The organism is Corallococcus interemptor, assembly GCF_003668875.1.
Classification (GTDB): domain Bacteria; phylum Myxococcota; class Myxococcia; order Myxococcales; family Myxococcaceae; genus Corallococcus; species Corallococcus interemptor.
The window spans coordinates 13,904-40,135 of record NZ_RAWM01000027.1; the positions used below are offsets into that span (position 1 = coordinate 13,904).

At 70.5% G+C, this 26,232-nt stretch carries 15 protein-coding genes and 1 pseudogene; 5 read left to right on the top strand and 11 right to left on the bottom strand.

Features of this window, described 5'->3' with window-relative positions; all coding sequences use genetic code 11:
• Positions 1–27: 27 nt before the first annotated feature.
• Genes D7X96_RS12780 through D7X96_RS12795 form a run of 4 tightly spaced genes read right to left on the bottom strand, consistent with a single transcriptional unit; the run spans position 28 to position 4,514 of the window.
• Complete coding sequence (locus D7X96_RS12780; protein ID WP_121721958.1) at positions 28–1,218, bottom strand: hybrid sensor histidine kinase/response regulator; 1,191 nt, start codon at positions 1,216–1,218, stop codon at positions 28–30.
• Positions 1,215–1,652, bottom strand: coding sequence for a response regulator (locus tag D7X96_RS12785; RefSeq protein ID WP_120546495.1), 438 nt, complete (start codon positions 1,650–1,652; stop codon positions 1,215–1,217). Before D7X96_RS12785 ends, D7X96_RS12780 begins: the two co-directional genes overlap by 4 nt.
• Entirely contained in the window at positions 1,649–3,925 is a 2,277-nt protein-coding gene (locus tag D7X96_RS12790; protein ID WP_121769831.1) for an ATP-binding protein, read from the bottom strand. The genes D7X96_RS12785 and D7X96_RS12790 overlap by 4 nt, the downstream gene beginning before the upstream one ends.
• Positions 3,906–4,514, bottom strand: coding sequence for a biliverdin-producing heme oxygenase (locus tag D7X96_RS12795; protein WP_244219563.1), 609 nt, complete (start codon positions 4,512–4,514; stop codon positions 3,906–3,908). The genes D7X96_RS12790 and D7X96_RS12795 overlap by 20 nt, the downstream gene beginning before the upstream one ends.
• Before the next feature lie 276 nt (positions 4,515–4,790).
• On the opposite strand from D7X96_RS12795, the gene gltB reads away from it, so the two are divergent.
• Entirely contained in the window at positions 4,791–9,362 is a 4,572-nt protein-coding gene (gene gltB / locus D7X96_RS12800; protein WP_120546497.1) for a glutamate synthase large subunit, read from the top strand.
• A 3-nt stretch (positions 9,363–9,365) separates the two neighbouring features.
• Positions 9,366–10,826, top strand: a complete 1,461-nt coding sequence (locus D7X96_RS12805; RefSeq protein WP_121769832.1) for a glutamate synthase subunit beta — start codon at positions 9,366–9,368, stop codon at positions 10,824–10,826.
• Positions 10,827–10,920: 94 nt separating this feature from the next.
• Here the strand turns inward: D7X96_RS12805 and D7X96_RS12810 are convergent, their stop codons facing one another.
• From D7X96_RS12810 to D7X96_RS12835, 6 genes are all read right to left on the bottom strand, one after another.
• Positions 10,921–13,086, bottom strand: coding sequence for a hypothetical protein (locus tag D7X96_RS12810; RefSeq protein ID WP_244219564.1), 2,166 nt, complete (start codon positions 13,084–13,086; stop codon positions 10,921–10,923).
• Between the two features lie 250 nt (positions 13,087–13,336).
• Positions 13,337–15,517, bottom strand: coding sequence for a hypothetical protein (locus D7X96_RS12815; RefSeq protein WP_244219565.1), 2,181 nt, complete (start codon positions 15,515–15,517; stop codon positions 13,337–13,339).
• Between the two features lie 237 nt (positions 15,518–15,754).
• Positions 15,755–17,143, bottom strand: coding sequence for an ammonium transporter (locus D7X96_RS12820; RefSeq protein ID WP_120546501.1), 1,389 nt, complete (start codon positions 17,141–17,143; stop codon positions 15,755–15,757).
• Between the two features lie 169 nt (positions 17,144–17,312).
• On the bottom strand, positions 17,313–17,735 hold the full coding sequence (locus D7X96_RS12825) for a hypothetical protein (protein ID WP_147442617.1): 423 nt from the start codon (positions 17,733–17,735) through the stop codon (positions 17,313–17,315).
• A 22-nt stretch (positions 17,736–17,757) separates the two neighbouring features.
• On the bottom strand, positions 17,758–18,432 hold the full coding sequence (locus D7X96_RS12830; protein ID WP_120546503.1) for a hypothetical protein: 675 nt from the start codon (positions 18,430–18,432) through the stop codon (positions 17,758–17,760).
• 67 nt (positions 18,433–18,499) lie between these two features.
• Positions 18,500–22,843, bottom strand: a complete 4,344-nt coding sequence (locus D7X96_RS12835) for a DEAD/DEAH box helicase (RefSeq protein WP_208647305.1) — start codon at positions 22,841–22,843, stop codon at positions 18,500–18,502.
• A gap of 246 nt (positions 22,844–23,089) precedes the next feature.
• Here D7X96_RS12835 and D7X96_RS12840 point away from each other — a divergent pair, with 246 nt between their 5' ends.
• The 3 genes and pseudogenes from D7X96_RS12840 to sitI6 all read left to right on the top strand — a co-directional run bounded on the left by D7X96_RS12840 (position 23,090) and on the right by sitI6 (position 25,820).
• A complete protein-coding gene (locus D7X96_RS12840; protein WP_120546505.1) occupies positions 23,090–24,337 on the top strand; it encodes a hypothetical protein in 1,248 nt (415 codons plus the stop codon).
• A gap of 84 nt (positions 24,338–24,421) precedes the next feature.
• Positions 24,422–25,077, top strand: a pseudogene (gene sitA6, locus D7X96_RS12845) (SitA6 family polymorphic toxin lipoprotein).
• Between the two features lie 5 nt (positions 25,078–25,082).
• On the top strand, positions 25,083–25,820 hold the full coding sequence (gene sitI6, locus D7X96_RS12850) for a SitI6 family double-CXXCG motif immunity protein (protein ID WP_233609456.1): 738 nt from the start codon (positions 25,083–25,085) through the stop codon (positions 25,818–25,820).
• Here the strand turns inward: sitI6 and D7X96_RS12855 are convergent.
• The gene (locus D7X96_RS12855; protein ID WP_121721941.1) at positions 25,803–26,129 is read right to left on the bottom strand and encodes a hypothetical protein; all 327 of its coding nucleotides are present in this window, start codon (positions 26,127–26,129) and stop codon (positions 25,803–25,805) included. The two genes, sitI6 and D7X96_RS12855, sit on opposite strands and share 18 nt — an antisense overlap.
• Positions 26,130–26,232: the final 103 nt, after the last annotated feature.

Genomic DNA, 26,232 nt, shown 5'->3' on the forward strand with positions numbered 1-26,232 from the left:
CCGGACGCCGCGCCCCGGCTCCGGCACCTACGGCGCCAGCTGTTCAGGCGTGGAGCGCACGGACTCCGTGGGCAGCGCGATGCCCCGGGGCAGGCGCACGGTGAAGGTGGAGCCCTGACCCTCCACGCTGCGCACGGCGAGCGAGCCGCCGTGCAGCTCCACCATGCGGCGCGCGCTGGCCAGGCCCACGCCGCTGCCGGACACGTCCCGGGACACGTTGCGGCCGCGGTGGAAGCGCTCGAAGACGAAGGGCAGGTCCGCGGCCGGGATGCCAATGCCCTGGTCCGTCACGGCGAGCAGCACGAACTGCTGCGCGTCACCGTCCTCCACCGTCAGGCGCACGGTGACGGTGGAGCCCGCGGCGCTGTACTTCACCGCGTTGCCCATCAGGTTCTCCAGCACGCGCTCCAGGGCGTGCGCGTCCCACTCGCCGGTGAAGTCGCGCCCCTCCGGCACCTCCAGGACGAAGTGGTGGCGGGAGGCGTTGGCCTCCAGCTCGCGCACCTTGCCGCGCACCATGGCCAACAGGTCCAGGGGCTCGCGCTTGAGGGGGCGCTCCTGGCCGCGCGTCACCTCCAGGAAGTGGTCGATGAGTTCCCCCATGCGGTGCGCCGCGCGCACGATGTGGCCCAGGCGCGTCTCCAGCGCGGGCGTCATCGCGGCGGTGGGAATCTGCCGGCGCAGCACCTGGGCGTTGAGCGTCATGATTTGAAGCGGGCCCTTGAGGTCGTGCGTCGCCAGCGAGAAGAGCTCGTCGCGCACGGCCAGCGCCTCGCGGGCGGCGGTCTCGGCGCGCTCGGCGCGAAGGCGGCGGTCCTCCAGCTCGCGCGTCATGAGCACCGTGTCCACCGCGGTGCGCAGGCTGATGCGCAGGCGCTCCGGGCTGAAGGTCTCCTTCACCAGGTAGTCCTGGGCGCCGGCCTTCATGGCCTCCACCGCCACGCGCTCGTTGCCGCTGCCGGTGAGCACCACCACGGCGGGCACGCGGGGCAGGCCCAGCTCCGTGACCTTCTGGAGCAGGGTGACGCCGTTCATGCCGGGCAGGTGGTAGTCCAGCAGCATCGCGTCCACGGCGTTGCCCTCCAGGTATGCCAGCGCGTCCTCCGCGTTGGACATGGGCACCACTTCCCACTGCATGTCCGGGTCCTTCGCCAGCGCGCGGCTGACCGCGAGGCGGTCCGCCATGCCGTCGTCCACCAGCAGCACGCGCAGGCTCATGCCTCCGGCTCCTGGGGCTCGGGCAGGCGCGCCGCCTTGAACCAGAAGGCGTGGAGCGCCTCCGCGGTGGCCTGCAGCTGGGGGCCAATCTCCGGCTTGAAGAGGTAGCTGTTGGCGCCGTCCGCGTACGCCCCCTGCACGTCGCCCACATCCAGCGAGGAGGAGAAGATGATGACGGGGATGCTGCGCAGGTCCGGATCCGCCTTCAGCGTGGCCAGCACGTCGCGCCCGCTGATGCCGGGCATGTGCATGTCCAGCAGGATGAGCGTGGGGCGCTCCGCGTCCTCGTGGGCTCCACGGCGGTAGAGGTAGTCCAGCGCGTTCTCGCCGTCGCGCACGCGCACCACGGGCACGGGCAGGGGCAGCCGCTTCGCGATGCGCATCAGCGCCTCCGCGTCCGGATCACTGTCCTCCACCAGCAGCAGCGGGTTCATGACCTCGGCTCCTCGCCCAGCGTGAAATAGAAGGTGGAGCCCTGCCCCGGCGCGGAGTCCAGCCAGAGCGCACCGCCATGCAGTGACACCAGCCGGCGCGCGATGGCCAGCCCCGCCCCCGAGCCGCCACCATAGGCCTGCGAGGGATGCAGGCGGCGGAACAATTCGAAGACGGCCTCATGGAACTGGGGCGCGATGCCGATGCCGGGGTCTTTCACGTAGAAAATGTAGGGTGCTTTCACGTGACGCGCCGCCGCGGGGCGGGATTCCCCGGGCCCGAGGAAGCCCACCTCCACCCAGCGCGGCTCGGCCGTCTGGTACTTGGCCGCGTTGCTGATGAGGTTGGCCCACACCTGCCGGATGCGGACGGCGTCACAGGCCACGGTGGGCAGGCGGCGGGGCAGGCGGACCTCCACCCTGCCCCCCTCCAGCCGCGCGCCCAGCGTCCGGAGCACGTCCTCCACCAACGCCTGATGATCCGTCTCCTCCCACGCCAGCTCCAGCCGGCCCAGGCGGCTGAACTCGAAGAGGTCGTCGATGAGGGAGTGCGTGCGCTTCGCCAGCCACGCCAGGGACTCCAGCTGCTGGCGTCCCTCCGCTCCCAGCGTGGCGCCGAAGTCCTCCTGGAGGAAGGAGCTGTACTGGAGGATGCCGCGCAGCGGCTCCTTGAGGTCGTGCGCCACGGAGCCGCCGAACGCGTCCAGCTCCGCGTTGGAGCGGGCCAGCTCCCGCGACAGCCGGGCCAGCTCCTCCGCGTGCCGCAGCACCACGCCCACCAGCGCGCCCTTGAGCGCGCGCGCGGCCTCCAGGTCCTGCGTGGACCATGGCGTGGAGGCGCCGCGCATCTCCTCGCGCCACACGTCGAAGGACGCGCGGGGACGCAGCCGCGCATGGCCCGGCTCCGGGCGCACGGGCTTGTTCGGGTTGCCGGCCCACGCCACGGTGCGCGCCACCTCCGGGCGGAACCACAGCGCATAGTGCGGCACGGACGGATCCAGCCGCACCGCCAGCAGGCCCGCGGCCACGTCCGCGCGCGAGGCCAGCGGCGGATACACGTCCCCCAGCCGATCCACGTGGAAGACCTCGCCCGGCAGCTCGCCCATCGAAAGCCACGCCACCAGGGCGTGCACCTCCTCCGCGGATGGCGTGGTGCCAAGGAGCAGCGGCGAGGACTCCGGGCCCGCGCTCGCGCCCAGCACCAGCGCCACGCCGTGAGCGCCCGTGAGCTCCATCAGGAGCGGGGCCTGGGTCTCCAGCGCCTTCGCGGGGCTGCGGTCGCCCAGGTTCGGCAGGACGAGCATGTTGAGCAGCGACGCGCGGCGCGCCTGGGCGGCGGCCTCCTGGCTGCGCTCCTCCGCGGACAGCTGGAGCGACAAGAGCCGCGCCAGCACCTCGCACGCCTGGCGCCGCGCGGCGGACACCATGCGGGGCGACAGGTGGTGGCAGGCCATCAGCCCCCACAGCTGTCCGTCCTTCAAGAGCGACACGCTGAAGGACGCGCCCACGCCCATGTTGCGCAGGTACTCCAGGTGGATCTCCGACACGCTGCGGAGCGCGGAGCCGGACAAATCCAGCGGACGCTGGGTGCCGGGCAGCACCGGCGGCACCAGCGCCACGGCCTTCGCGTCCACGTCCGCGATGAGCCGCACGGGGTTCCGCGTGTAGAGGGCGCGCGCCTGCACGGGGATGTCGCTCGCCGGGTAGTGCAGGCCCAGGAAGGAGTCCACGCCCTCGCGCACGCTCTCCGCCACGACCTCGCCATGGAAGTCCGCGTGGAAGCGGTAGACCATCACCCGGTCGTAGCCGATGAGCGCCCGCACCGCGTCCGCGGCCTCGTTGAGCAGCGCGACCGTCCCCTTCGCGTACGCCAGCGGCGACACCAGCCGCTGCACCGCGGAGAGCGCCGTCTCCTCCGCGCCCACGTCCCCGTCCCCGTCGATGACCGGCTCCAGCTCCAGCACGCGCAGGCCGTCGCTCTCATGCAGCAGCGCGAAGCAGCGCTGTCCGGACACCTCCACGGTGACGGGCCCCGGCCCCACGCCCGCCTCCACGCGCGCGAGCAGCCCGTGCGGCAGCACGCCGGAGACAGGCTTGCCCAGGAGCGCGTCCGGCCCGGCGCCCAGCAGCGCGGCCGCGTTGGCGCTCACGACCGCGACGGACTCCGAACCCGGGTGGAAGGCGACGAGCACGCCCCGGGGTTGGATGCCGCCCAGCAGGTGGATGGGTTCGCGATCGCAGACGCTGAGGTCTGCATCAGAGACGGACGGGGACATCGTGCTCTCGCATCAACCAGGCGGCGAAGGTGTCGAAGGTCTCGCGGGCGCCCTGCACCACGGCCGCGTCGAAGGTCTCGGAGGCCGCCCGTTCGGACGCCTGGGTCAGGGCCGCGCCGAAGGCCCGCCACATGGGGCCCACCCGGTCGCCATAGGCCCTGAAGAAGGCGAAGTTCCCCACGCGCGCGTCCGGACCGAAGCGGCGCGTCAGGTGGCGCAGGATGAGCTGGCCGCCCAGCGTGGAGCCCTCCAGCACGTACGCGCCGCCCAGCGCCTCCGCCAGCCCCGTCAACGACGGCAGGGCAGTGGCGCGCGGCAGCCGCGCGAGCGAGGCCGTGTCATGCCCCATGGCGCGCAGGTCCTCTTCCAGGAGCGCCGTCTTCCAGCGCGACTCCAGCTCCAACGCCGGCTCCAGCGCCGCCAGGGGCCCGGCGAGCCGTGCCTCCACCGGCAGGTAGAAGCCATGGAAGGCTTCCAGCTGGCGCCGGTAGCCCTCGGGCGTCAGGTCCGCGTCCATCAGGCGCACCACGCCCTCCGTCCGCTCATGGTGGGGACGCGTCTCCGCCTTCAGTCGCCGCAGCAGGTCCAAGGTCCAGGGAGGATCGGGATCGACGCGGCGCGTGGAAAGAACCAATCGCGCTGAATGTTGGCCGTTCATCGCAGGCGACTGTTGACCAGTCACAGGTGCCCGTACCCGAGGGCGCACGCGGCGTGAGGCTTCACGGTGGGCCTGTTTCCCCGGCACCACTCCACGCGGTGACTCGACCCCCTGAGTCACCCTGTCTTTACGGCCCGCGACACGCCGCGTTAGCCTGAGTGCTCAACAGCTTGGCTTCCCGCGTCATGCGGGAAAGGGGTCCCGACGATGCCGCTCACCCTCCCTCCGCGCTACGGGCTGTATGAGCCGGAGACCGAGCACGACGCCTGCGGCGTGGGGTTCGTGGCCCACATCCGGGGTCAGCGCTCGCGGGGCATCGTGGAGGACGCGCTGGAGCTGCTCAACCGGCTGAGCCACCGCGCCGCGGCAGGGCGCGACCCGGAGACGGGCGACGGCGCGGGCATCCTGGTGCAGCTGCCGCACCGCTTCTTCAACCACGAGGCGCCGAGGCTGGGCTTCGAGCTGCCGCCGCGCCGCCAGTACGGCGTCGCGCAGGTGTTCCTGCCGCAGGAGCCGGAGGCGCGGCGCGCGTGCGAGGCGCTGTTCGAGGACGTGGTGGAGGAGGAGGGGCAGCGGCTGCTCGGCTGGCGTGACGTGCCGGTGGCGCCCCAGGAGCTGGGGCCGCTCGCGCGCGAGGCCGCGCCGGTCATCCGGCAGCTCTTCATCGCGCGCCGCCGCGTGGTGCCCAGCGCCTTCGAGCGCAAGCTCTACCGCATCCGCAAGCTGGTGGAGAACCGCGTGCAGGCGCGCGGCGTGGACCCCCAGGGGCGCTTCCACGTGGCCAGCTGTTCGTCGGAGACGCTCATCTACAAGGGGCTCTTGTTGCCCCGGCAGCTGCCGCGCTTCTACGCGGACCTGCGGCACCCGGAGTTCGTCAGCGCGCTGGCGCTGGTGCACTCGCGCTTCTCCACCAACACCTTCCCCACGTGGGAGCTGGCGCAGCCGTTCCGCTTCATCGCGCACAACGGCGAAATCAATACATTGCGTGGCAACCGCAACTGGATGACGGCGCGGCGCGGGCTGCTCCAGACGGCGAAGCTGGGCGGGAGCCTGGAGCCGCTGTGGCCCATCATCGTCCCGGGCAAGAGCGACTCCGCGCAGTTCGACAACATGGTGGAGCTGCTCTACCTGGGCGGCCGCACCCTGCCCCACGCGATGATGATGACCATCCCGGAGGCGTGGGAAGGCAACAAGGAGATGGGCGACGAGCGCCGCGCCTTCTACGAGTACTCCGCGTCCCTGCTGGAGCCGTGGGACGGCCCCGCCGCCATCGCGTTCACGGACGGACAGCTCATTGGCGCGACGCTGGACCGCAACGGCCTGCGCCCCGCGCGCTACCTGGTGACGGAGGACGACCGCATCATCCTGGCGTCGGAGGCGGGCGTCATCGACGTGCCCCCGTCGCAGGTGCGCCGCAAGGGCCGGCTGACGCCGGGCCGCATGCTGCTGGTGGACACCACGGAGGGGCGCATTCTGGAGGACGAGGAGGTGAAGCGCGAAATCACCTCGCGCTGGCCCTACCGCCGCTGGCTCCAGCGCAACGTCTTCACCTTCGACGACCTGCCCCAGGTCCCCGCCCCCGCGCGCGTGAAGGGCGAGGCGCTGTGGAGGCTGCAGCGCGCGTTCGGCTACACGGACGAGGACGTCCGCACCACGCTCATCCCCATGGCGGAGACGGGCAAGGAGCCCACGGGCTCCATGGGCACGGACACGCCGCTGGCGGTGCTGAGCGACCAGGCCCCCACCCTCTTCAACTACTTCCACCAGCTCTTCGCGCAGGTCACCAACCCGCCCATCGACCCGCTGCGCGAGGCGCTGGTGATGACGCTGGCCACCGCGCTGGGCCCGGAGGGCAACACCTTCGAGGAGACGCCGGAGCAGTGCCACCGGCTGTCCCTGCCCGGCCCCATCCTCACCAACGGGCAGCTGGCGCGCCTGGCGAACCTGCGCGGCGACACGGGCCTGTTCGAGCCGCGTCCCTTGAGCCTGCTGTACCCGCACGCGGGCGGCGCGGCCACGGCGCTGGAGGTCGCGGTGGAGCGGCTGTGCACGGCGGCGGTGGACGCCGTGGACGCGGGCGCGAGCATCCTCGTGCTGAGCGACCGGGGCGTGGACGCGGCGCACGCGGCCATCCCCGCGCTGCTGGCCGTGTCCGCGGTGCACCAGCGCCTGGTGCGCGACGGCACGCGCATGTACACGGGCATCGTGCTGGAGACGGCGGAGGCGCGCGAGGTGCACCACTTCGCGTGCCTGTTCGCCTACGGCGTGTCCGCGGTGAACCCGTACCTGGCGCTGGACACGCTGCGCGCGCTGGCGGACGCGGGTGAGCTGAAGGCGGACGCGGACAAGGCGCAGGCGCAGTACCTCCACGGCCTGGAGGAGGGGCTGCTCAAGGTGATGTCCAAGATGGGCATCTCCACGCTCCAGTCCTACCGAGGCTCGCAGCTCTTTGAAGCCGTGGGCCTGCAGCGAAGCCTCATCGAGAAGCACTTCACCGGCACGTCGTCGCGCGTGGAGGGCGTGGGCCTGCCGGAGCTGGGCCGCGAGGTGGCGGAGCGGCACGCGCGCGGCTTCGGCCCGGGCGCGGACGGCGAGGAGCACCTCTTGCCGGTGGGCGGGCAGTTCCGCTGGCGCCGGCAGGGCGAGCGGCACAAGTGGAACCCGGCCACCGTGGCGAAGCTCCAGGCGGCGGTGCGCGCGAACGACCCGGTGCAGTTCCAGGAGTACTCGAAGCTGGCGGACGACGAGACGCGCGAGCACAGCAACCTGCGCGGCCTCTTGGACGTGGTGACGGACGGCTGCACGCCGGTGCCCTTGGATGAGGTGGAGCCCGCGCTGGAGCTGGCGCGGCGCTTCGTCACCGGCGCCATGTCCTTCGGCTCCATCAGCGCGGAGGCGCACGAGACGCTGGCCATCGCGATGAACCGGCTGGGAGGCAAGTCCAACAGCGGCGAGGGCGGCGAGGAGTCCCGCCGCTACACGAAGGACGCCAACGGCGACTCGCGCCGCAGCGCCATCAAGCAGGTGGCCAGCGCGCGCTTCGGCGTCACCGCCGAGTACCTGGTCAACGCGGACGAGCTTCAAATCAAGATGGCCCAGGGCGCCAAGCCCGGCGAGGGCGGCCAGCTGCCGGGCCACAAGGTGGACGAGCGGATTGCGCGCGTGCGCTGGAGCACGCCGGGCGTGACGCTGATTTCGCCGCCGCCGCACCACGACATCTACTCCATCGAGGACCTGGCGCAGCTCATCTACGACCTCCAGTCCGTGAACGCGAAGGCGCGCGTGAGCGTGAAGCTGGTGAGCGAGGTGGGCGTGGGTACCATCGCCGCGGGCGTGGCCAAGGCGGGCGCGGGCTGCGTGGTGGTGGCGGGCTACGAGGGCGGCACGGGCGCCTCTCCCCTCTCCAGCCTCCAGCACGCGGGCCTGCCGTGGGAGCTGGGGCTGGCGGAGACGCAGCAGGTGCTGGTGCACAACGGCCTGCGCTCGCGCATCCGCGTGCAGGTGGACGGCGGCCTGCGCACCGCGCGCGACGTGCTGGTGGCGGCGCTGCTGGGCGCGGAGGAGTTCGGCCTGGCCACCGCGAGCCTCGTGTCCGTGGGCTGCATCATGCTGCGCAAGTGCCACCTCAACACCTGCTCGGCGGGCATCGCCACGCAGGACCCGGCCCTGCGCGAGCGCTACCAGGGCACGCCGGAGAACGTCGTCAGCTTCTTCCTCCTGCTGGCGGAGGACCTGCGCCGGCACATGGCGGGCCTGGGCGTGCGCAAGCTGGAGGAGCTGGTGGGCCGGGTGGACCTCTTGCGCCAGCGCGCGGCGGTGGACCACTGGAAGGCGCGCAAGCTGGACCTGTCCGCGCTGCTCACCGCGCCGGCCGCGCCGGCCACCGAGCCGCGCCACTGCCAGGCGCCGCACCGCAAGGACGTGTCGGACCACCTGGACCATGAGCTGCTGTCCAAGGCGCAGTCCGTGCTCGCGGGCGGGCCGCCGCTGATGCTGTCGCTGCCGGTGGCGAACACGCACCGCGCGGTGGGCGCCATGCTGTCCGGCGAGATTGCCCGCCGTCACGGCGCGCAGGGGCTGCCGGACGGCAAGCTGCGGGTGAAGCTGAAGGGCTCCGCGGGCCAGAGCTTCGGCGCGTTCCTCGCGTCCGGCGTGACGCTGGAGCTGGAGGGCGACACCAACGACTACCTGGGCAAGGGGCTGTCCGGCGGACGCATCATCGTCTACCCGCCGGAGGGCAGCCGCTTCACGCCCGAGGAGAACGTGCTCGTGGGCAACACGGTGCTCTACGGCGCCACGGCCGGCGAGGTGTACCTGCGGGGCCTGGCCGGTGAGCGCTTCGCGGTGCGCAACAGCGGCGCGCAGGCGGTGGTGGAGGGCGTGGGCGACCACGGCTGCGAGTACATGACGGGTGGCGTGGTGGTGGTGCTGGGCCAGACGGGCCGCAACTTCGCGGCCGGCATGAGCGGCGGCACCGCGTACGTGCTGGACCGCGAGCGCTCCTTCCGCGAGCGCTGCAACCTGGAGATGGTGGAGCTGGAGTCGCTGGTGGACGAGTCCGAAATCTGGCTCGTGCACGGGATGATTGAGCGCCACCTGCACCACACCGGCAGCGCGCTGGCGCGGCGGGTCCTGGACAACTGGGAGCTGATGGTGCCGCAGTTCATGAAGGTGATGCCGTCCGACTACAAGCGCGTGCTCCAGGCGCGGAGGGCGGCGCGAAGGCCGCCACCCGCCACGAGCGTCCAGCAGCTCCACGTCGTCGGCGGGGGGACCTGAGCCATGGGCAAGCCCACGGGTTTCATGGAGTGGCAGCGCGTGCCCGCGCCCAAGCGGGACAAGGTGGAGCGCCTGGAGGACTGGCGCGAATTGCACCTGCCGCTGGCGGCGGACGAGGCGAAGCGGCAGGCGGGGCGCTGCATGGACTGCGGCATCCCCTTCTGCCACCAGGGCTGTCCCCTGGGGAACCTCATCCCGGACTTCAACGACGCGGTGTACCGGGGCCAGTGGAAGGAGGCGTACCAGGTGCTCAGCCGCACCAACACCTTCCCGGAGTTCACCGGACGGCTGTGCCCCGCGCCGTGCGAGGCCGCGTGCGTGCTGGCCATCGACCGGGACGCGGTCACCATCGAGCAGATGGAGAAGGAGATCTCCGAACGCGCCTTCGCGGAGGGCTGGGTGAAGGCGAGGCCTCCGGCGCGCCGCACGGGCAAGCGCGTGGCGGTGGTGGGCTCCGGGCCCGCGGGCCTGGCGGCGGCGGCGCAGCTCAACGCCGCGGGACACAGCGTGACGGTGTACGAGAAGGACGCTCGCGCCGGAGGCCTGCTGCGCTACGGCATCCCGGACTTCAAGCTGGAGAAGGCGGTGCTGGACCGCCGGCTCGCGCTGATGGAGGCGGAGGGCATCGTCTTCCGCACGGGCGAGGACGCGTCCGTGACGCCGGGCTGGCGCGCGCTGCGCGAGCAGTACGACGGCGTGGTGCTGGCCCTGGGCGCGCGCAAGGCCCGCGAGCTGGACGTGCCGGGCCGCGAGCTGTCCGGCGTGCTGCAGGCCATGGACTACCTGGAGCACCAGAACCGCGTGGTGACGGCGGGCGCGGCGCCGGACGCGCGGCTGGAGGCGCGGGGCAAGCGGGTCATCATCCTGGGCGGCGGCGACACGGGCTCGGACTGCCTGGGCACGGCGCTGCGTCAGGGCGCCGCGAGCGTGATGCAGGTGGAGCTGCTCCCCGCGCCGCCGCAGGTGCGCGCGAAGGAGAACCCGTGGCCGCGCTGGCCGCTGGTGTTCCGTACGTCCACCAGCCAGGAGGAGGGCGGCGAGCGCGCCTTCGCGATGATGACGAAGCGGCTGGAGGGCGAGGACGGCCAGCTCCAGCGCCTGCACGCCGTCCGCGTGGAGGTGCAGCGCGAGCCGGGCGGCGCCGTGAAGCTGGTGGAGGTGCCGGGCTCCGAGCAGGTCTTCGAGGTGGACCTGCTGGTGCTGGCCATGGGCTTCACCGGCCCGAACACGGACCGGCTGGCGGAGGAGCTGGGCGTGGCGCTGTCGCCGCGCGGCACGGTGCGCGTGGACGCGAAGTTCGCCACCACCGCGGCGGGCGTGTACTGCGCGGGCGACGCCAGCCGGGGCGCGAGCCTCATCGTCTGGGCGCTCGCGGACGGCCGTGAGGCGGCGCGCGCGCTGGACTCCTGGCTGTCCGGCACCGCCTCCGCGCTGCCCACGCGCGGACAGGACTGCGCCTTCTGACCCAGGCGCGTCGAGCTCCCGACACGGCCCTCTTCCTGGAGGGCCGATGGGGAGACACTCGACGGGCTACATCGTCCATTCCCACTGCGCGCCGTCAGTGGACGAGGGCCGCGGGCGGCTGGAGGAAGTCGAGCGGCAGCTCCCGCGACTGCGCCTTGAAACCGCCGCGCGCCTCCAGCAACTGCTTCACCACGCCCACGTCGCGGATGGGGCCCACCGTGAGCCCCGGCTCGGGGGAGCCGGGCGGCAGGTCCAGGGGCACGCTCCCGGACAGCGTCTCCATCCGGGACAGGTAGCCCGCATCCAGGCCGATGAACCAGCCGCACGTGGTGCAGCTGGCCAGCTCCTGGAGCCGCTGGTGCCGGCGCAGCAGGTCCGCGAACGGCCATGACGTCAACTGCGCCCCGAACTGCGCGTCCGGCACGACGTACATGAAGCCGCTGCCGCCACCCGTGAGGAACTTGGACAGCCGCGCCGGGATGCCCGACGTGGGACTGACGTGGGTGAAGGCCAGGTTGTCCGTGCCGGAGACGTCATTCGTCCCCGTGTCCTTGAAGTGACAGCCATTGCAGGTGTTCACGGAGAACTCCTTCCGCGCGCAGACCTCCGTGGCATCCGTGGGTGTCACGCTGAAGCCCTCCCAGTGGGTGGGAGGCCCCACCAGCGAGTTGGCGCCCACGAACGGTCTGCCATTGACGGCGCGAGGCATCGCGAAGCGCGCGGTGCACCGGGTGGAGACGGTCACCGGCTGCTCGACGCCGTTCTTGACGTGCGTGCGCACGAAGGCGTCGATGTCCGGGTCCGTCTGGGAGTCGTGGTTCGCGTCATCGGGGGTCCGCGCCATCGTGTGGACGCGCAGGAGTCCGTTGGAGGGTTTGTCCTTGCCGCTGACGGGGTTCTCGTCCGCCAGCCGGAACTCCCGCAGCTCCCACGGAAACCCCAGGGCGCTCTCGTTGGTGCGCAGCTGGTTGAGCGCGTTTCCATTGCCCTTCCCCGGAGCCCTTCCCCGCAGGACGACGCTCTGGGTCATCTGCTGGAGCTGCGCCTTGTAGGCCACGTTGAAGGAGCCGTACGTCCCCAGCACCGCCCACTGCCGGGCCCAGGCGATGACCGGCGCGCACCCATCCCCTGGCACGCCGTACTCGAAGATGACGGTGAAGGGCTTGAGGTTGCACGTCGCCTCCGTGCCACCGCCCCACGGCGAGGGGCGCGTCAGCCCGAAGAGGAACCGCAGCTCCCCTGGGTCGCTCGGCTTGCCGTCGGAGTCCCGGATGCCCGCCAGGTCGATGCGGTTGACGATGGCCAGCAGACGGAAGGGCGCGAGGTCCAGGTCCAGCGGCTTGCTCAGCGCCACCTCCCAGCGGCCCGTCGTGGGGTTCTGCTGGAGGGTGGACGTCGCGCCGCTCGCGGTGGCCCAGGGGGCAATCACTTCGTCATACATCTTGCGGCGCGCGGGCACCGTGTCGCCGTTGGCCTGGAAGTCATTGAGCCACAGCGACAACCAGCTCAGCACGAAGGCCTCTGGCCGCGCGCCGGAGCCCTGGGCCATCTCCCGCATCAGGTGCGCGAAGGTCCACACCCCGCCTTTGGTTCCCGCGCCGGTGCACGGGTCCCACGTGCGCGCCGGGTCCAGCACCACGGCCGGGTCGCGGATCATCAGCGTCCGCTCCCACGAGGACTGGGTGGAGGCCGGCAGCAGGGGGCAGCTCGTGACCGGCACCTTGGAACCCCACCCGAAGGACTCCGCGTCCATGGGGAGCCCCTGGTAGCGGGCGACCGGGTGGCGGCCGTTGAAGAGGACCGTCTCCCGGGTGGTCGCGCCGAGCTCGCCCGAAGCCAGCCGGCGCTCATTCTCCTGACGGCGCTCCAGCTCCGAATCCGGGAGCCGCGCGAAGAGCGTGAAGAAGTCCGGGCCGGGGCTGGAGGGAATCGCGCCCAGCCGGGCCAGCGTGTCGGAGTGGAACAGGACCGTGGGCCGCGCCGGGTCTCCCTCCACGCGCACGAGGCTGTCCGAAAGCAGCGGATTCACCGGGGGCGGCAGCTTCACGTGCACCGCCGTCGTCTCTCCCAGGGCGGTGGGCCGCGCCAGCTTCTGGGCGAAGGTGCTGGCGACGGACGCACCGTCCACGAAGGGCAGCGCGTCCAGGCTCGTGGTGTCCCCCCGGGACGCCTCCGCGGCGTCCTGACGCCCGGGCTCCTGTACCGGCTCCTTCGCGCAACCGCTCACCGCCAGCACGGCTCCCAGGACGGCGATTCTCAACTCCTCGCACTTCCGAAACATACATTTCCCCCGGCAATGCCAGCCTTTGCATGGACTGGCTGGCATTGACTCAACGTCGCGGGGATGAAGGGCGCGCACGGACGTCCAATCCCAGACGGGCCGCAGTCCGGCCCCGGACAGGGCGCTGCCCACTCGAATGATCCGCGAGGTCCGCGCCCATTCCCTTCCCGACAGGCTCACGGCCTCGCGGGGTCCACACACTTGGAGGCCCAACGCATCACGAGGCCCGTCAGTGGACGCGGGCCGCGGGCGGTTCAATGAAGTCGAGCGGCAGCTCCCGAGGCTTCATCCTGAAGTCGGGGCGCAGCTCCAACAGCTGCTTCACCACGCCCACATCGCGGATGGGGCCCACCCTGAGCGACGTCGCGGGCGAGCCGGGCGGCAGGTCCAGGGGCACGTTCCCTGCGATGGCCTCCATCCGGTTGAGGTAGCCCGCGTCCAGGTCGATGAACCAGCCGCAGGGGGAGCAATGGGCCAGCTCCTGGAGCCGCTGGTGGCGGCGCAGCAGGTCCGCGAACGGCCACGACGTCACCTGCGCTCCAAACTGGGCGTCCGGCACGACGTACATGAAGCCCTCGCCCCCACCCGTGAGGAATTTGGACTGCCGGGCCGGGATGCCGGACGTGGGGCTGACGTGCGTGAAGGCCAGGTTGTCCACGCCCGTGAAGTCGTTGGTGCCCGTGTCCTTGAAGTGACAGCCATTGCAGGTGTTGCTGGAGAACTCCTTCCGCGCGCAGACCTCCGTGGCGCTGGTGGAGACCGCGGTGACAGCCTCCCAGTGGGTGGGCGGCACCACCAGCGAGTTGGCGCCCAGGAAGGGCCTGCCATCCATCTCACGAGGCACCGTGAAGCGGGCGGTGCAGTGGGTGGGGACGGCGACCGGCTGCTCGACGCCGTTCTTGACGAGCGTGCGCACGAAGAAGTCCACGTCGGGGTCCGTCCGGAAGTCGTGGGTCGCGTCATCCGGGGTCAGCGCCAGCGTGTGGACGCGCAGCAGCCCGTTGGAGGGGAGGTTCCTGCCGGTGCCGGGGTCCTCGTCCGCCAGGTGGAACTCCCGCAGCTCCCATGGGAATGCCAGCGCCACCTCGTTGGTGCGGATCTGATTGAGCGCGTTGCCGTTTCCCTTGCCCGGCGCCCGTCCCCGCCGGACGCCCCCCTCCGTCATCTGCTGGAGCCGCGACCGGTAGGCTTCATCGAAGGTGGAGGACAGGCCCAACCCCACCCACTGCCGCGCCCAGCGGGTGAGGGCCTTGCACCCCTGGCCCGGCACGCCGTACTCGAAGATGACGGTGAAGGGCTTGAGGTTGCACGTCGCCTCCGTGCCACCACCCCACGGCGAGGGGCGCGTCAGCCCGAAGACGAACCGCAGCTCGCCGGGGGTGGAGGACCGGCCTCCGTATTCCGGGCTGCCCGCCAGGTCGATGCGGTTGACGATGGCCAGCAGACGGAAGGGCGCGAGGTCCAGGTCCAGCGGCCTGCTCAGCGCCACCTCCCAGCGGCCCGTCGTGGGGTTCTGCTGGAGGGTGGACGTCGCGCCGCTCGCGGTGGCCCAGGGGGCAATCACTTCGTCATACATCTTGCGGCGCGCGGGCACCGTGTCGCCGTTGGCCTGGAAGTCATTGAGCCACAGCGACAGCCAGCTCAGCACGAAGGCTTCCGGGAGTGCGCCAGAGCCCTGGGCCATCTCCCGCATCAGGTGCGCGAAGGTCCACATCCCGCCCTTCGTCCCCGCGCCAGTGCACGGGTCCCACGTGCGCGCAGGGTCCAGCACCACGGCCGGGTCGCGGATCATCAGCGTCCGCTCCCACCAGGCCTGGGTGGAGACCGGCACCCATGGGCACGTCGTCTGGGGCACGAGCGCGCCGTGCGCGAAGGCGTCCGCGTCCATGGGGAGCCCTTCGTAACGGGCAGCCGGGTGGCGGCCGTTGAACAGGACGGTCTCCCGGCCAGGCATCCCGAACTCGCCCGAGGCCAGCCGTCGCTCGTTCTCCTCGCGGCGCTCCAGCTCCGAGTCCGGGAGCCGCGCGAAGAGCGTGAAGAAGTCCGGGCCAGGGCTGGAGCGGACCGCGCCCAGCCGCTCCAGGGTGTCGGAGTGGAACAGGACCGTGGGCCGTGCGGGGTCTCCCACCACGCGCACGAGGCTGTTGGTGAGCCCCCGGTTGGCGGGCGGCGGCAGCTTCACGTGCACCGCCGTCGTCTCCCCCAGCGCCGTGGGCCTTTTCAGCGTCTGGGCGAAGACGTCCACGACGGACGCGCCCGGTACGGCGGGCAGCTCCGCCAGGCGGGCGGTGCGTCCTGGACCGGACTGCATGCCCGCCGGCGCCTCCTGCACTGGCGGCGGCGGCGCGGACGCGGGCTCCTTCGAGCAGCCCCCCACCGCGAGCACGATTCCCAGGACACCGATTCTCAATTCATTGCATTTTTGAGACATGCGCTCCCCCCACGCGAAGCGACAGCCCCGTCATCCGATGACGGTCCTTGTCTCAACGCCGAGGGCGCGCATGCATGACCGGAGGCCCACCGCACGGCAGGTCGCAGTCAGGCCCCGGACAGGGCGATGCCCGCGTGAATGATCAGCGGGCACCGCGCGCATCCCCTTCCCGACAGGTTCCCCGCCTCGCGGGGTCCGCACGCCTGGGCCCCGGCTTTACGCGGGCACGGGCGCCACGGGCTCCGGCGAAGCGGCGTGCTCCGGGACGGAGGGCGCGGGCGGCGTGGGCACGGCGAGCGCGGCGGTGGGGACCTCGCCCACGGTCTCGCCGTGCTGGCTCAGGTCCAGGCCCAGTTCCTCCTGCTCACGGGTGACGCGCAGCGGGACGATGCGGTCCACGAGCTTGTAGAGCAGGTACGAGCCCACGAAGGAGAAGACGGAGACGACGGCCAGCGCCAGCATGTGCATGAGGAAGGTGCGCGTGGTGCCGTGGATGAGGCCCACGTCCTTGGCGAGCACGCCGGTGAGAATCATCCCGACGATGCCGCCCAGGCCGTGGCAGGGGAACACGTCCAGCGTGTCGTCCAGGGCGGTGCGGCTCTTGAAGTGCACGGCGGCGTTGCTGACGAAGCTGGCGACCAGGCCCACCACGATGCTCTGCCCCACGGTGATGAAGCCCGCGGCGGGCGTGACGGCGACCAGGCCCACCACCGCGCCCACGCAGGCGCCCATGGCGCTGGGCTTGCGGCCGCGCAGCCAGTCAAAGGCGATCCACCCGAGCATCGCGGCGGCGGAGGCGGTGTTGGTGGTGGCGAAGGCCAGCGTGGCCAGGGACGACGCGGACAGGGCGGAGCCCGCGTTGAAGCCGAACCAGCCGAACCACAGCATGCCCGTGCCGAGCATCACGAAGGGCACGTTGGCGGGAGCGTGCGTGGCGTGCGTCAGGTGCACCTGGCGGCGGCCGAGCACGATGGCGCCCGCGAGCGCGGCGAGGCCCGCGGACATGTGCACCACGGTGCCGCCGGCGAAGTCGAGCACGCCCCACTGGCGCAGGAAGCCCTCGGGGTGCCACGTCCAGTGGGCGAGCGGCGCGTAGATGAAGAGGCTGAAGAGCACCATGAAGAGCAGGTACGCCTTGAAGCGCACGCGCTCCGCGAACGCGCCGGTGATGAGCGCCGGGGTGATGATGGCGAACTTGAGCTGGAAGAGCGCGAAGAGCAGCAGCGGCACGGTGGGCGCCAGGTCCGGGTGCGTCTCACCGCCCACGCCGCTGAACATGAAGAAGGTGCGCGGGTCGCCGATGAAGCCGTGGAAGCTGTCGCCGAAGCACAGGCTGAAGCCCACCACGACCCAGAGCACGCTGATGACGGCCATGGCGATGAAGCTCTGCATCAGCGTGGAGACGACGTTCTTCAGCCGCACCATGCCGCCGTAGAAGAACGACAGGCCGGGCGTCATCAGCAGCACCAGCGCTGTGGCGGTGAGCAGCCACGCGGTGTCCGCCGGGTTGATGGGACCGCCCTGCTTCACCTGCGCCGCCGGGGTCACCAGCAGGCCCGCCACCCCCACCGCCACCAGCAGGACCATCGCCATCCACTTCTGCATCGCCGCACCTCTCCAGAGAGCTGACGCAATGCAGTGTAGGCCTGGGAGGAGCTAACTTCAATTGGTCCTAGGATAAATTCGCATGAAATAAGCATAAAGTCTTCGATTCTGAACCTAAAACCCACCACTGATATTTTAGGCAGCAACCATCAAGGCAGGCCCCTGGCGGCTACCTCCTGTCCAGGATGCGTCCCTGTCCATCGATCGCATAGACGGCGCCACCCTCCAGGATGGGCTCGCTCAAGCCGCAGCGTGAGGGCCGCGGGGAGAACCACACAAAGAACAGGTCGGACCCCGATTGGAGCACATGGGTGTCGTAGGTGCTCCGCCTGGAGAGACACTGCGCCATGCGCTTGTCGGGATCCTCGGTCTGGACCTCCGAGCCCGGGGGCAAGAACTCGTTCATCGCGACCTCGAGGGCGGCCATCACGGGCCCCTCCAGGTGGATGCCCTCCTTGAACGAGTTCGGAAACACCACGGCAGCGGCCTCTTCGGGAGGCGCCCACGAAGCCTTCTTCACCTTGTGATACCCGAGCAGCGAACACCCGGTCAGTGGAAGGCAGAGCAGGGTCATCCCCGTGAGCATCTTCATCGCGAAACCTCCCCGCGAACGGCTACGGCAACCATGACTGCCCCTCGAAAAGGTCAAAGCTGAAGTCCCCTGCTGTTCCGGACGCCTTCCCGATGGGGATCCACCTCCCAGCTCGCAGTGCCGACACGACCCGGGATGAATAGTTGTAATCGTACGCAAGGCATCCGCCATTCCTGGGGCCATGGAAGAGGAGCAGTTCGTGCTCCCAGATCCTCCCGGACTTGTCCACGAAGCGAGCGGAGCCCCACGGCGACCAATCCGGCGCGTGGTTCGCCCCCATGTCCTCGCGGGAGAACTCCCAGTTGTGGGGATGCGGATGTGCAGGGCCCAGGATGACCGGGTCTCGGGTGCTGACATCGCGGAGCGCCAGCGGCACCTTGCAGTACTTCCTGCCTCCGGGCCCGTCTCCGCCCAGGTCCGAGAAGTAGCTGAGAAAGTAGGCCTCCGCTTGGGGGGAGTAGTACCAGAGCGCGCAGTACTCCTTGCCTTGCCGGCCATGCAGTGTCGACGCACCGGGCATCCGGGTCATCCGCTCACAGGCCGCTTGCGCCAGTTCCTCCCGCGTCTGGAAGGGACCCGCCAGGGGCCCCTCAACCTCGTACATGCCATTGGCGAGCTGGCGGACACGGATGTCCGGATGCGGCGCTGAGCACCCCAACGCCACGAACAACACCATCCAGTAGAGGTTCGTTGGCATCCACGGTTCCAAGGCAAGGTGACCGTGGATGCCTATCAAACCGCGTGCGCCCAACTCCAGCTTGGGGTCAGTTCACCTGCGCGAGCGGTCCATCGACTTCCGCGTCCTCGTTCTCCGGCGCGTCCTCCACTGCGTCCACGCCCTGCGGAATACCGTCCACGTAGGTGACGACGTTGTTCGGCAGCGCGGCCACTCGCGGGCCCGGTGTCACCACGCCCGTGAGGTTCAGCGGATCCACTCCGGACAGCTGGATGCGCACGCCGGACGGAGGCGCGCGCCGCACCGCTCGCGCCATGTCCACCGCTTCTGGCAGCGCGAACTGCTCACCCACGAAGCCCGATACGAAGCGGCCCCCTCGCAGCTCGCCTCGCGCTTCCATGCGCCGGTAGACGAACAGCAACTCGCGCCACGTGGGCGCCAACGACTCGCGCATCACCAGGTCGCGCCAGACGATGCCGTAGCGCTGGAGGAACAGCTTCGCCAGCGACTCCGTCACCTCCTCCTGCGACTTCGGCTCCGACGGCGCCAGCAGGGTCCAGCGGCCCGGGCCGCCCCGGTTGAGCAGCTTCTGGCGCTTGCGGTGCGCCGGGCTCTGCAGGATGCGCAGGTTCTGCACCGCGTCCGCCGTCACGAGCCCCTTCGCCACCAACTCCCACAGCGCGTCCTCCACCTCCGCTGGCAGCCTGCGCGCCCGCGTCACCAGGTCCTGGAAGAAACACGCGCCCCGCCGCTCCAGCACGCCCACCACGTCCTTCGCCGCCGCGCTCAGGTCCGGCGGCGTCCACACGCCCCCGTCCGCCAGCACCGCGTGCGGACGCGCCGCCGCGAGCATCCACTCCAGGTCCTCGCGCACCGTGAACGTCAGCGGCGCGTTGCGCGTGGGCGACGAACGCTTCACCACCACCGGCTCCGGCGCCTCCACCGGCGCGCCCCGGCGCGGGCCCGCGGGCTTTGGCGGATCCTTCAGCGTCACCCTGCCCCACGCCACCTCGCCCGCGTAGCACGCGCGCTCCATCAGGTCCGGCGTGTAGCCGCGCATGCGCGCGGGCAACAGGAAGCGCTCCCACGCGGAGGCCGGCGCCTCGTAGCCCTGCAACAAGCGCACGGCCTTCAGCAGCCCCGTGGAGCCTCGCAGCGCGTCCACGTCCTCCAGGTGGTGCCACCGGAAGAGGAAGCGCATGAAGTCCTGCGGGCTCAGCGGCTCAATCTCGCGGCGCAGCCGCCCCACCGTCAGCCGGTGGATGCGCTGGAGCAGCCGCCGGTCGCACCACTCCAGCACCGGGCTTCCGTCCGCGTCTTGCGCGACCGGCACGTCCTCCCGCGCGCGGAACTGGCCTCGCAGCACGCTGCCCTGGCTCTCCAGGTTGTGCAGCGCCAGGTTGATGTCGTCCGCGTCCAAGAGCGTCAGCCGCGCCAGCTCCGTCACCGTGGTGGGCCCCACCAGCTCCATCCGCCCGCGCACCACCTGGAGCACCGCCGCGTCGCGCTCCACCGGCCGGTCGTACTCCAGCACCGGCAACACCGGCTGCGTCCGCGCGTCCGGGAACAGCGCTCGCACCGCGTTACCCCGCTCCGCAGACACCAGGAACCGCGCGCCCTGCCGCTCCAGCCAGGCCACGCGCCCCTGCTTGAAGAGCCCCGTCTCCAGGCCCTTCGGCACCTCCGACGCCCGCACCAGCACCAGCTGCAAGAGCGCGTCGTGCAGCTCGTCCTCGTCGCGCATCGGCTGCGCGGCGTCCTCCACCACCTGCCGGATGGCGTTCGCGTCCAGTGCTCCGAACGCCGCCGCGTCCTCCGCGGGCATCGCGCGGCGCAGGGCCACGTTGCGCACGCGGCGCTCCTCGGCCGGCGCGTCGTCCAGGAAGGTGTAGGGCTGGCTGTTGATGAGCGCGTGCGCGAAGACGCTCGGCTCCGGGACGTCCCGGGCGACCAGCTGGATGCGCCCGTCCTTCATGCGCCGCAGCACCTCGCGCAGCCCGTCGATGTCCATCGCCTCGCGCAGACAGTCGTCCATCGTCTGCTTCACCAGCGGATGGTCCGGCAGCTCCACGTCCCCGCCGCCGTGGTTGTCCTGGCAGCCCACCTGCGCGGGGAACACCGCCGCCAGCAGGTCCTCGCTGCGCGCGCGCTGGAGGTTCGGCGCCACGCGCTTGCCGCCCATCATCCGGTGCAGCGTCAGCGCCCGCGACGCCACCCACCGGAAGCGCGTGCCGAAGATGGGCGCCTGGAGGATGGCCTGCACCAGCACCTCCTCCACGTTGTCCGGGTGCAGGAAGTCGAAGATGTCCGCCAGCGGGAACGAGTGCTGTTCCCCCAGGCTCAAGAGGATGCCGTCCTCCGTGGCCGCCGCCTGCAGCTCGAAGTCGAACGAGCGGCAGAAGCGCTTGCGCAGCGCCATGCCCCACGCGCGGTTGATGCGGCTGCCGAACGGCGCGTGGATGATGAGCTGCATGCCGCCCGCTTCGTCGAAGAAGCGCTCGGCGACGATCTGGGTGTGGCTGGGCACCACGTCGCCCAGCATCTTCTTCCCCAGCCGCAGGTAGCCCAGGAGCGCGTCCACCGCGGGCGGCGGCACGCGCAGGAGCTTCTCCAGGAAGCCCGCGGGGTCCTCGTGGCGCAGCAGCTCCTCACGCAGCCGGCCCACCTGGAGGCTCAACTCATCCGTGCGGCCCGGCGCCTCGCCGCGCCAGAAGGGCACGTTGGGCGGAGCGCCCCTCGCGTCCTCCACCATCACCGTGCTGCCCACGACGCGCTGGATGCGCCACGCGGTGCTGCCCAAGAGGAAGATGTCCCCCGGCGAGGACTCCACCGCGAAGTCTTCATCCAGCGTGCCCACCACCTTGCCTTCCGGCTGCGCGGTGACGCTGAAGTTGAACGTGTCCGGGATGGCGCCGCCGTTGGTGAGCGCGGTGATGCGCACGCCCCGGCGCCCCTTGAGCCGCTGGTTCACCCGGTCCCGGTGCAGGTGGATGCTGCCCCGGCCGCGGCGCTCGGAGACGCCTTCCGACAGCATCTCCAGCACCTGCTGGTACTCCTCCCAGGTGAGGTCCTGGTACGGGTACGCGCGCTGGAAGATGCTGAAGAGGGCGCGCTCGTCCCACTCCTCGCACGCGCACGCGGCGACGATCTGCTGGGCCAGCACGTCCAGCGGCTTCTTGGGGATGCGGACCGCGTCCAGGTCGCCCTCGCGTACGGCGTTGAGGAGCGCGACGCACTCCACCAATTCATCGCGCGTCATCGCGAAGAGGATGCCCTTGGAGATGCCCGCCTTGTGGTGGCCCGCGCGGCCCACGCGCTGGAGCAGCACGGAGATGGCCTTGGTGGTGCCCAGCTGGACGACGAGGTCCACGTTGCCCACGTCGATGCCCAGCTCCAGCGACGCGGTGGCCACCATCACGCGCAGCTGGCCGGCCTTGAGGCGCTCCTCCGCGGACAGGCGCATCTCACGGGACATGCTGCCGTGGTGCGCGGCCACCCACTGCTGGCCCAGGCGTTCACCGAGGTCGTGCGCCACGCGCTCGGACATCTTGCGCGTGTTGACGAAGATGAGCGTGGTGCGGTGCTCGCTGGAGAGTTGGATGAGCCGGTCATAGACCTGCCCCCACATCTCGTGGCTCGCGATGGAGGACAGCTCCGCGTCGGGGATCTCGACCTTGAGGTCCCACGGGCGCTGGTGGCCCACCTCCACGCGCTTGCACTCGGTGAGGGACGCGCCGGTGAGGAAGCCGGAGATGGCGTCCAGCGGCTTCTGCGTGGCGGACAGGCCGAGCAGCTGGGGGCGCACGTCGGTGAGGGCCTTGAGGCGCTCCATGGACAGCGCGAAGTGGCTGCCGCGCTTGTCGCGGGCGAGCGCGTGGATTTCGTCCACGATGACCGTGCGCACGTGGCGCAGGGTGGCGCGGGCGCGCTCGGCGGTGAGGTAGAGGTAGAGGGACTCCGGCGTGGTGATGAGGATGTGCGGCGGGCGGCGCACCATCTGGGCGCGCTCGCCGGCGGGCGTGTCGCCGGTGCGCACCTGGACGCGCAGGGCTTGCGGTTCGTAGCCCTCCTCGCGCGCCAGGGTCATCAGCTCCTCCAGCGGCTGGAGGAGGTTCTTCTGCACGTCGTTGCCCAGGGCCTTGAGGGGCGACACGTAGAGGACCTGGGTGCGGTCGGTGAGCGTGCCGTCGAGCGCCAGGCGGAACAGCGAGTCCAGCGCGGCGAGGAACGCGGTGAGCGTCTTGCCGCTGCCGGTGGGCGCGGCGATGAGGACGTCATGGCCCGCGTGGATGAGGGGCCAGCCTTCAATCTGCGGACGGGTGGGTTCGCCCAGGCGGGAAGCGAACCAGCGCCGCACCACCGGGTGGAAGGCGGCGAGCGCCGGGTGGGCCGCGGACTCCGACGAGAAGGCGAGGGCGATTTGAGGGGACATGGCGGGCTCCCAGAGGGCCAGCCTGAACACAGGTACAGCGCGCCGTCAACGGACGGCGGGTGCCGCCGTTGGACGTCAGGTCAGGGGATGTCGGAGGCCCTGGGTGTTCCTCCCCAGCAGGACGCAGAGCCATCAGGCGGGCAGGCTTTACATCGTAGTGGGAGGCCTCATCCAGCGCGCAAGAAGGCCCGCTGACATCCCGGTGCCGAGTCCCGGAGCTGAAATGCGGTGCGATAGCATCGCTCCGTGACCACGCTCTTCTACGATGACCTCCGCGAGACATCGCCCAGCGGGCGGTTCGTGCTCACGGCCTATTCGCCCGACAACGCGACGGCTTCTCACCAGGCGGGACGGCCTCCGTCCGCCAAGAAGTTGCCCTTCGGGCGTCCCGCCTTTCAGGGCTCGTTCCAGTACCGGTTGCTCGAACATGTTCCAGGCAGCGTCGAGCCACGCGTCGTCTGGGAGCGGCAACAGACGCGTCGAGAGAACTCGCCAAGTGAAGTGATTGTCTCGGATGGGGGCTGGTCCGTGCTTCGGACCCACGGGTTCGCTCCGGAGGTGATTGCCATCTCACCTTCTGGCCAGGAGGTGCTCCGAGTGCGAATCCTGGGACCGACCGCGGAGGCCCAAGGAGCTGGCCTCATCTGGCGGCCACAGTTCCTCATCTGGACGACTGCGGGAGTCTTCTGGTCCGGCGCCTCATGGCCCTACTTCTTCCACGATGAGGGCACGGACTTCTTCGTCTGGCGGACGCGTTGGGGGCAGCGGCTGGTGCTCGACCTGACCCATGCGGCCCTCCTCCCGGAGCAGGAGGCGCCTGTTCACGCCATGGATGCCACCGAGAAGCAGGAGGTATCCGTCCTGCTGTCAGAGCTGACGGAGCACCTGGACGAGGTCCGGGAGTTCTTCACGGCCTCCGGTGCAACACGGCACCGCCTCCTGTCAAAGGCCCGCCGCGCAATCGCCGCCATCCATCTGGTCGGTGTGCACCGGATCCAGGCGTGCTTGCCACTGCTCCAGCAATGGGAGTCAGTGGACCTGCTTGGGTTCGCCATGTCGAGCGCTGCTTTTCCGGGGGCGATCTTGGAGGCTCAGCGCTTTCGCCCCATCGTCCAGCACTCGATGCGGCTGCTTGGGGCGGAGCCTCGGGGTCTCGCGCCTTACCGGTTCCTCGGCGCCCGCTGCTCCGTGCCCGAGTCCGTTCCGGACCGGCGTGAGCGGGCCCGTGCGCTGAAGCAGAACATGCGGGCCCAGGACGTCCTCCTGCAGATGGGAAATCCAGACTCCGTCATCAAGCAATCACGAACGGTCGACGGAGATACCCTTTGGACCGAAACCTGGGAGTACGACTTCCTGGTCGAAGGACAATGGAAGACGCTGCAGCTGGTCTGGGAAGAGCGGCAGTCCCGAAGCCGCATCACCCACATGGAGGAAATACCCGCGCCCTGGCTCCTGTCAGATGCTCGCGTGCGGGAGTTCCTGGACCTCAGCTAACGTCTGACGGCCAAGGCCAGTCCGTCCGGCCAATCACCGACGTCGATGTGGCCGGTGACCACCATCCACATGAAGGGCTGCCCCATGCGCACAGGGTTCCTGTTTCTGGTTGCCTGGCTCGCGGGTTGCGCCTCGTCCCATGTCCCGGTGACGGAATGGAGTGCGGCGGAAGAAGCCCCGCATGATGACGACGCATGCGTCCTCTCGCTCCGATGCGAAGGCGATGTCTGCGGCCTCTACGCATGTCAGGACGGGTTGTCCGCACGTTCAGCAATGCTCCCGTATTCGTCGCTCCAGGTGGCACCGCGCAGCGCAACTGGGGAAGCGCACAAGGACTCCCGGGCGACTCCCTTCCCGTCCTGGTCTTCCGTTGGTATCCGCGAGAGACGCTGCCCAGTGAACTGAAGCGACGCCAGGCCATGGCGGAATGGGCATCCCGCCCGAAGGAGAGGCACCACATCTTTCCGCAAGCCATGAAGGCCTACTTCCAGTCGAAGGGAATCAACGTGCATGACTACGTCATCGCCATCGATGCGGAGGTCCATAAGCGCATCCATCGCGAAGCGGACCGAGGTCCCTGGAACACGGAGTGGTCGGCGTTTCGTGAACGGACCCGGGGACGCGCCACCAAGCCCATGCACTTCGAACAGGCCTCCCTGATGATCCAGCGATTCGACCTCTTCGGGCTGACGATGACCTACTGGCAGGGCGTCGACCTCGCCCCCATTCCCGAGCCGTGATGCCGATGCGCTTCTACCAACTCCAACGTCCGGGCCCCTCCACTCCAAGACACTGGAGCGGCAGCCTCTCCGCCGAGCACATCTGGAGCCTCCCTGGCGTTGAGTGCCCCACCTGTCATGAGACGTGGAGTGGCCAGTTCGCGCTTCCCAGCGTCGATCTTTCTTCGTTGCCCGAACGCGACCTGCTGTTGGAGCCACGAGTCGAACCTCACACGGAATACGCACGCCTTGCGTCCCGTGTGCAGCCCTTCCTTCCGTCAGGCATGACCTCGGAACCCGGCATGCAGTTCGGCCCGCTTCGAGGTACGGCACACGGAGCCTTTGGACCTGTGAGCGCGCGCCACGGCTGGGAGGTCCTGGTCACGCAGGACGCATTGCGACACCTCCAGGCCGTGGGGATCCGGGGGCTTGTTCCCGTGCGCGCGGAGTTGCAGGGGCTCGATGCAGGGGTCGTGCTGTACGAGTTGGAGCTTCCGTCGCGCGGGCTTCTGCACCGGGACGCAGTCCTGACAGGTCCCCAGTGCCCGACCTGCGGATGGCAGGAGACGCGGATCTCGCCGGAGCCCTGGCTGGATGGGGACGCGCTGCCCCATGACGTGGACATCTTCCGTCCCACGAATGGCTCCACGTACACCTTCGTCAACGCGCGCTTCGTCGAAGCGCTCGCCGCGCTGGGGCCCGGTGACGTGACGTTTCGCGAAGCCAATGTAGTACCGGAGTCGCGCTCAGGTTCGGTTCACTGAGGCAGCAAGCGCCTGGCGCTTCGAGACGCCCCACCGCTGGGGCGTCAGGGCGAAGCCCTCCGGCAGCCGTGCATCCAGGAGGAGCCGCAGCCGCGAGCCCCCCGTGCGAGGCAGGGACACCTCCACCGGATGCCCCCGGTGGCTGCCCACCAGCACGTGCCGCGTGGGAGCCACCGACGGGGCCAGCTCCAGCTTCGGCGCCAGCGCCCGCCAGCGACGCCGGAGCCGTTCACGACGCCAGGCCCGCAGCTGGATCCGTGACAGGAACAGGACCGCCGCGACGGCGAGCATCGTGAGCCAGGGGGACATGCACGGCGCAGGTTATGTCCGGGCCCGCACGACGGAAAACCCCGGGTGCGGCCGGGCATGACGAAGCGCGGCGCGCGGCGGAATGAAGTGGGGCACACTGCCC

Coding starts and splice junctions, on each gene's coding strand:
- D7X96_RS12780 (WP_121721958.1), bottom strand. CDS start 1,218: ATGAGCCTGCGCGTGCTGCTGGTGGACGACGGCATGGCGGACCGCCTC.
- D7X96_RS12785 (WP_120546495.1), bottom strand. CDS start 1,652: ATGAACCCGCTGCTGCTGGTGGAGGACAGTGATCCGGACGCGGAGGCG.
- D7X96_RS12790 (WP_121769831.1), bottom strand. CDS start 3,925: ATGTCCCCGTCCGTCTCTGATGCAGACCTCAGCGTCTGCGATCGCGAA.
- gltB (WP_120546497.1), top strand. CDS start 4,791: ATGCCGCTCACCCTCCCTCCGCGCTACGGGCTGTATGAGCCGGAGACC.
- D7X96_RS12805 (WP_121769832.1), top strand. CDS start 9,366: ATGGGCAAGCCCACGGGTTTCATGGAGTGGCAGCGCGTGCCCGCGCCC.
- D7X96_RS12820 (WP_120546501.1), bottom strand. CDS start 17,143: ATGCAGAAGTGGATGGCGATGGTCCTGCTGGTGGCGGTGGGGGTGGCG.
- D7X96_RS12825 (WP_147442617.1), bottom strand. CDS start 17,735: ATGAAGATGCTCACGGGGATGACCCTGCTCTGCCTTCCACTGACCGGG.
- D7X96_RS12830 (WP_120546503.1), bottom strand. CDS start 18,432: ATGCCAACGAACCTCTACTGGATGGTGTTGTTCGTGGCGTTGGGGTGC.
- D7X96_RS12835 (WP_208647305.1), bottom strand. CDS start 22,843: ATGTCCCCTCAAATCGCCCTCGCCTTCTCGTCGGAGTCCGCGGCCCAC.
- sitI6 (WP_233609456.1), top strand. CDS start 25,083: ATGCGCTTCTACCAACTCCAACGTCCGGGCCCCTCCACTCCAAGACAC.
- D7X96_RS12855 (WP_121721941.1), bottom strand. CDS start 26,129: ATGTCCCCCTGGCTCACGATGCTCGCCGTCGCGGCGGTCCTGTTCCTG.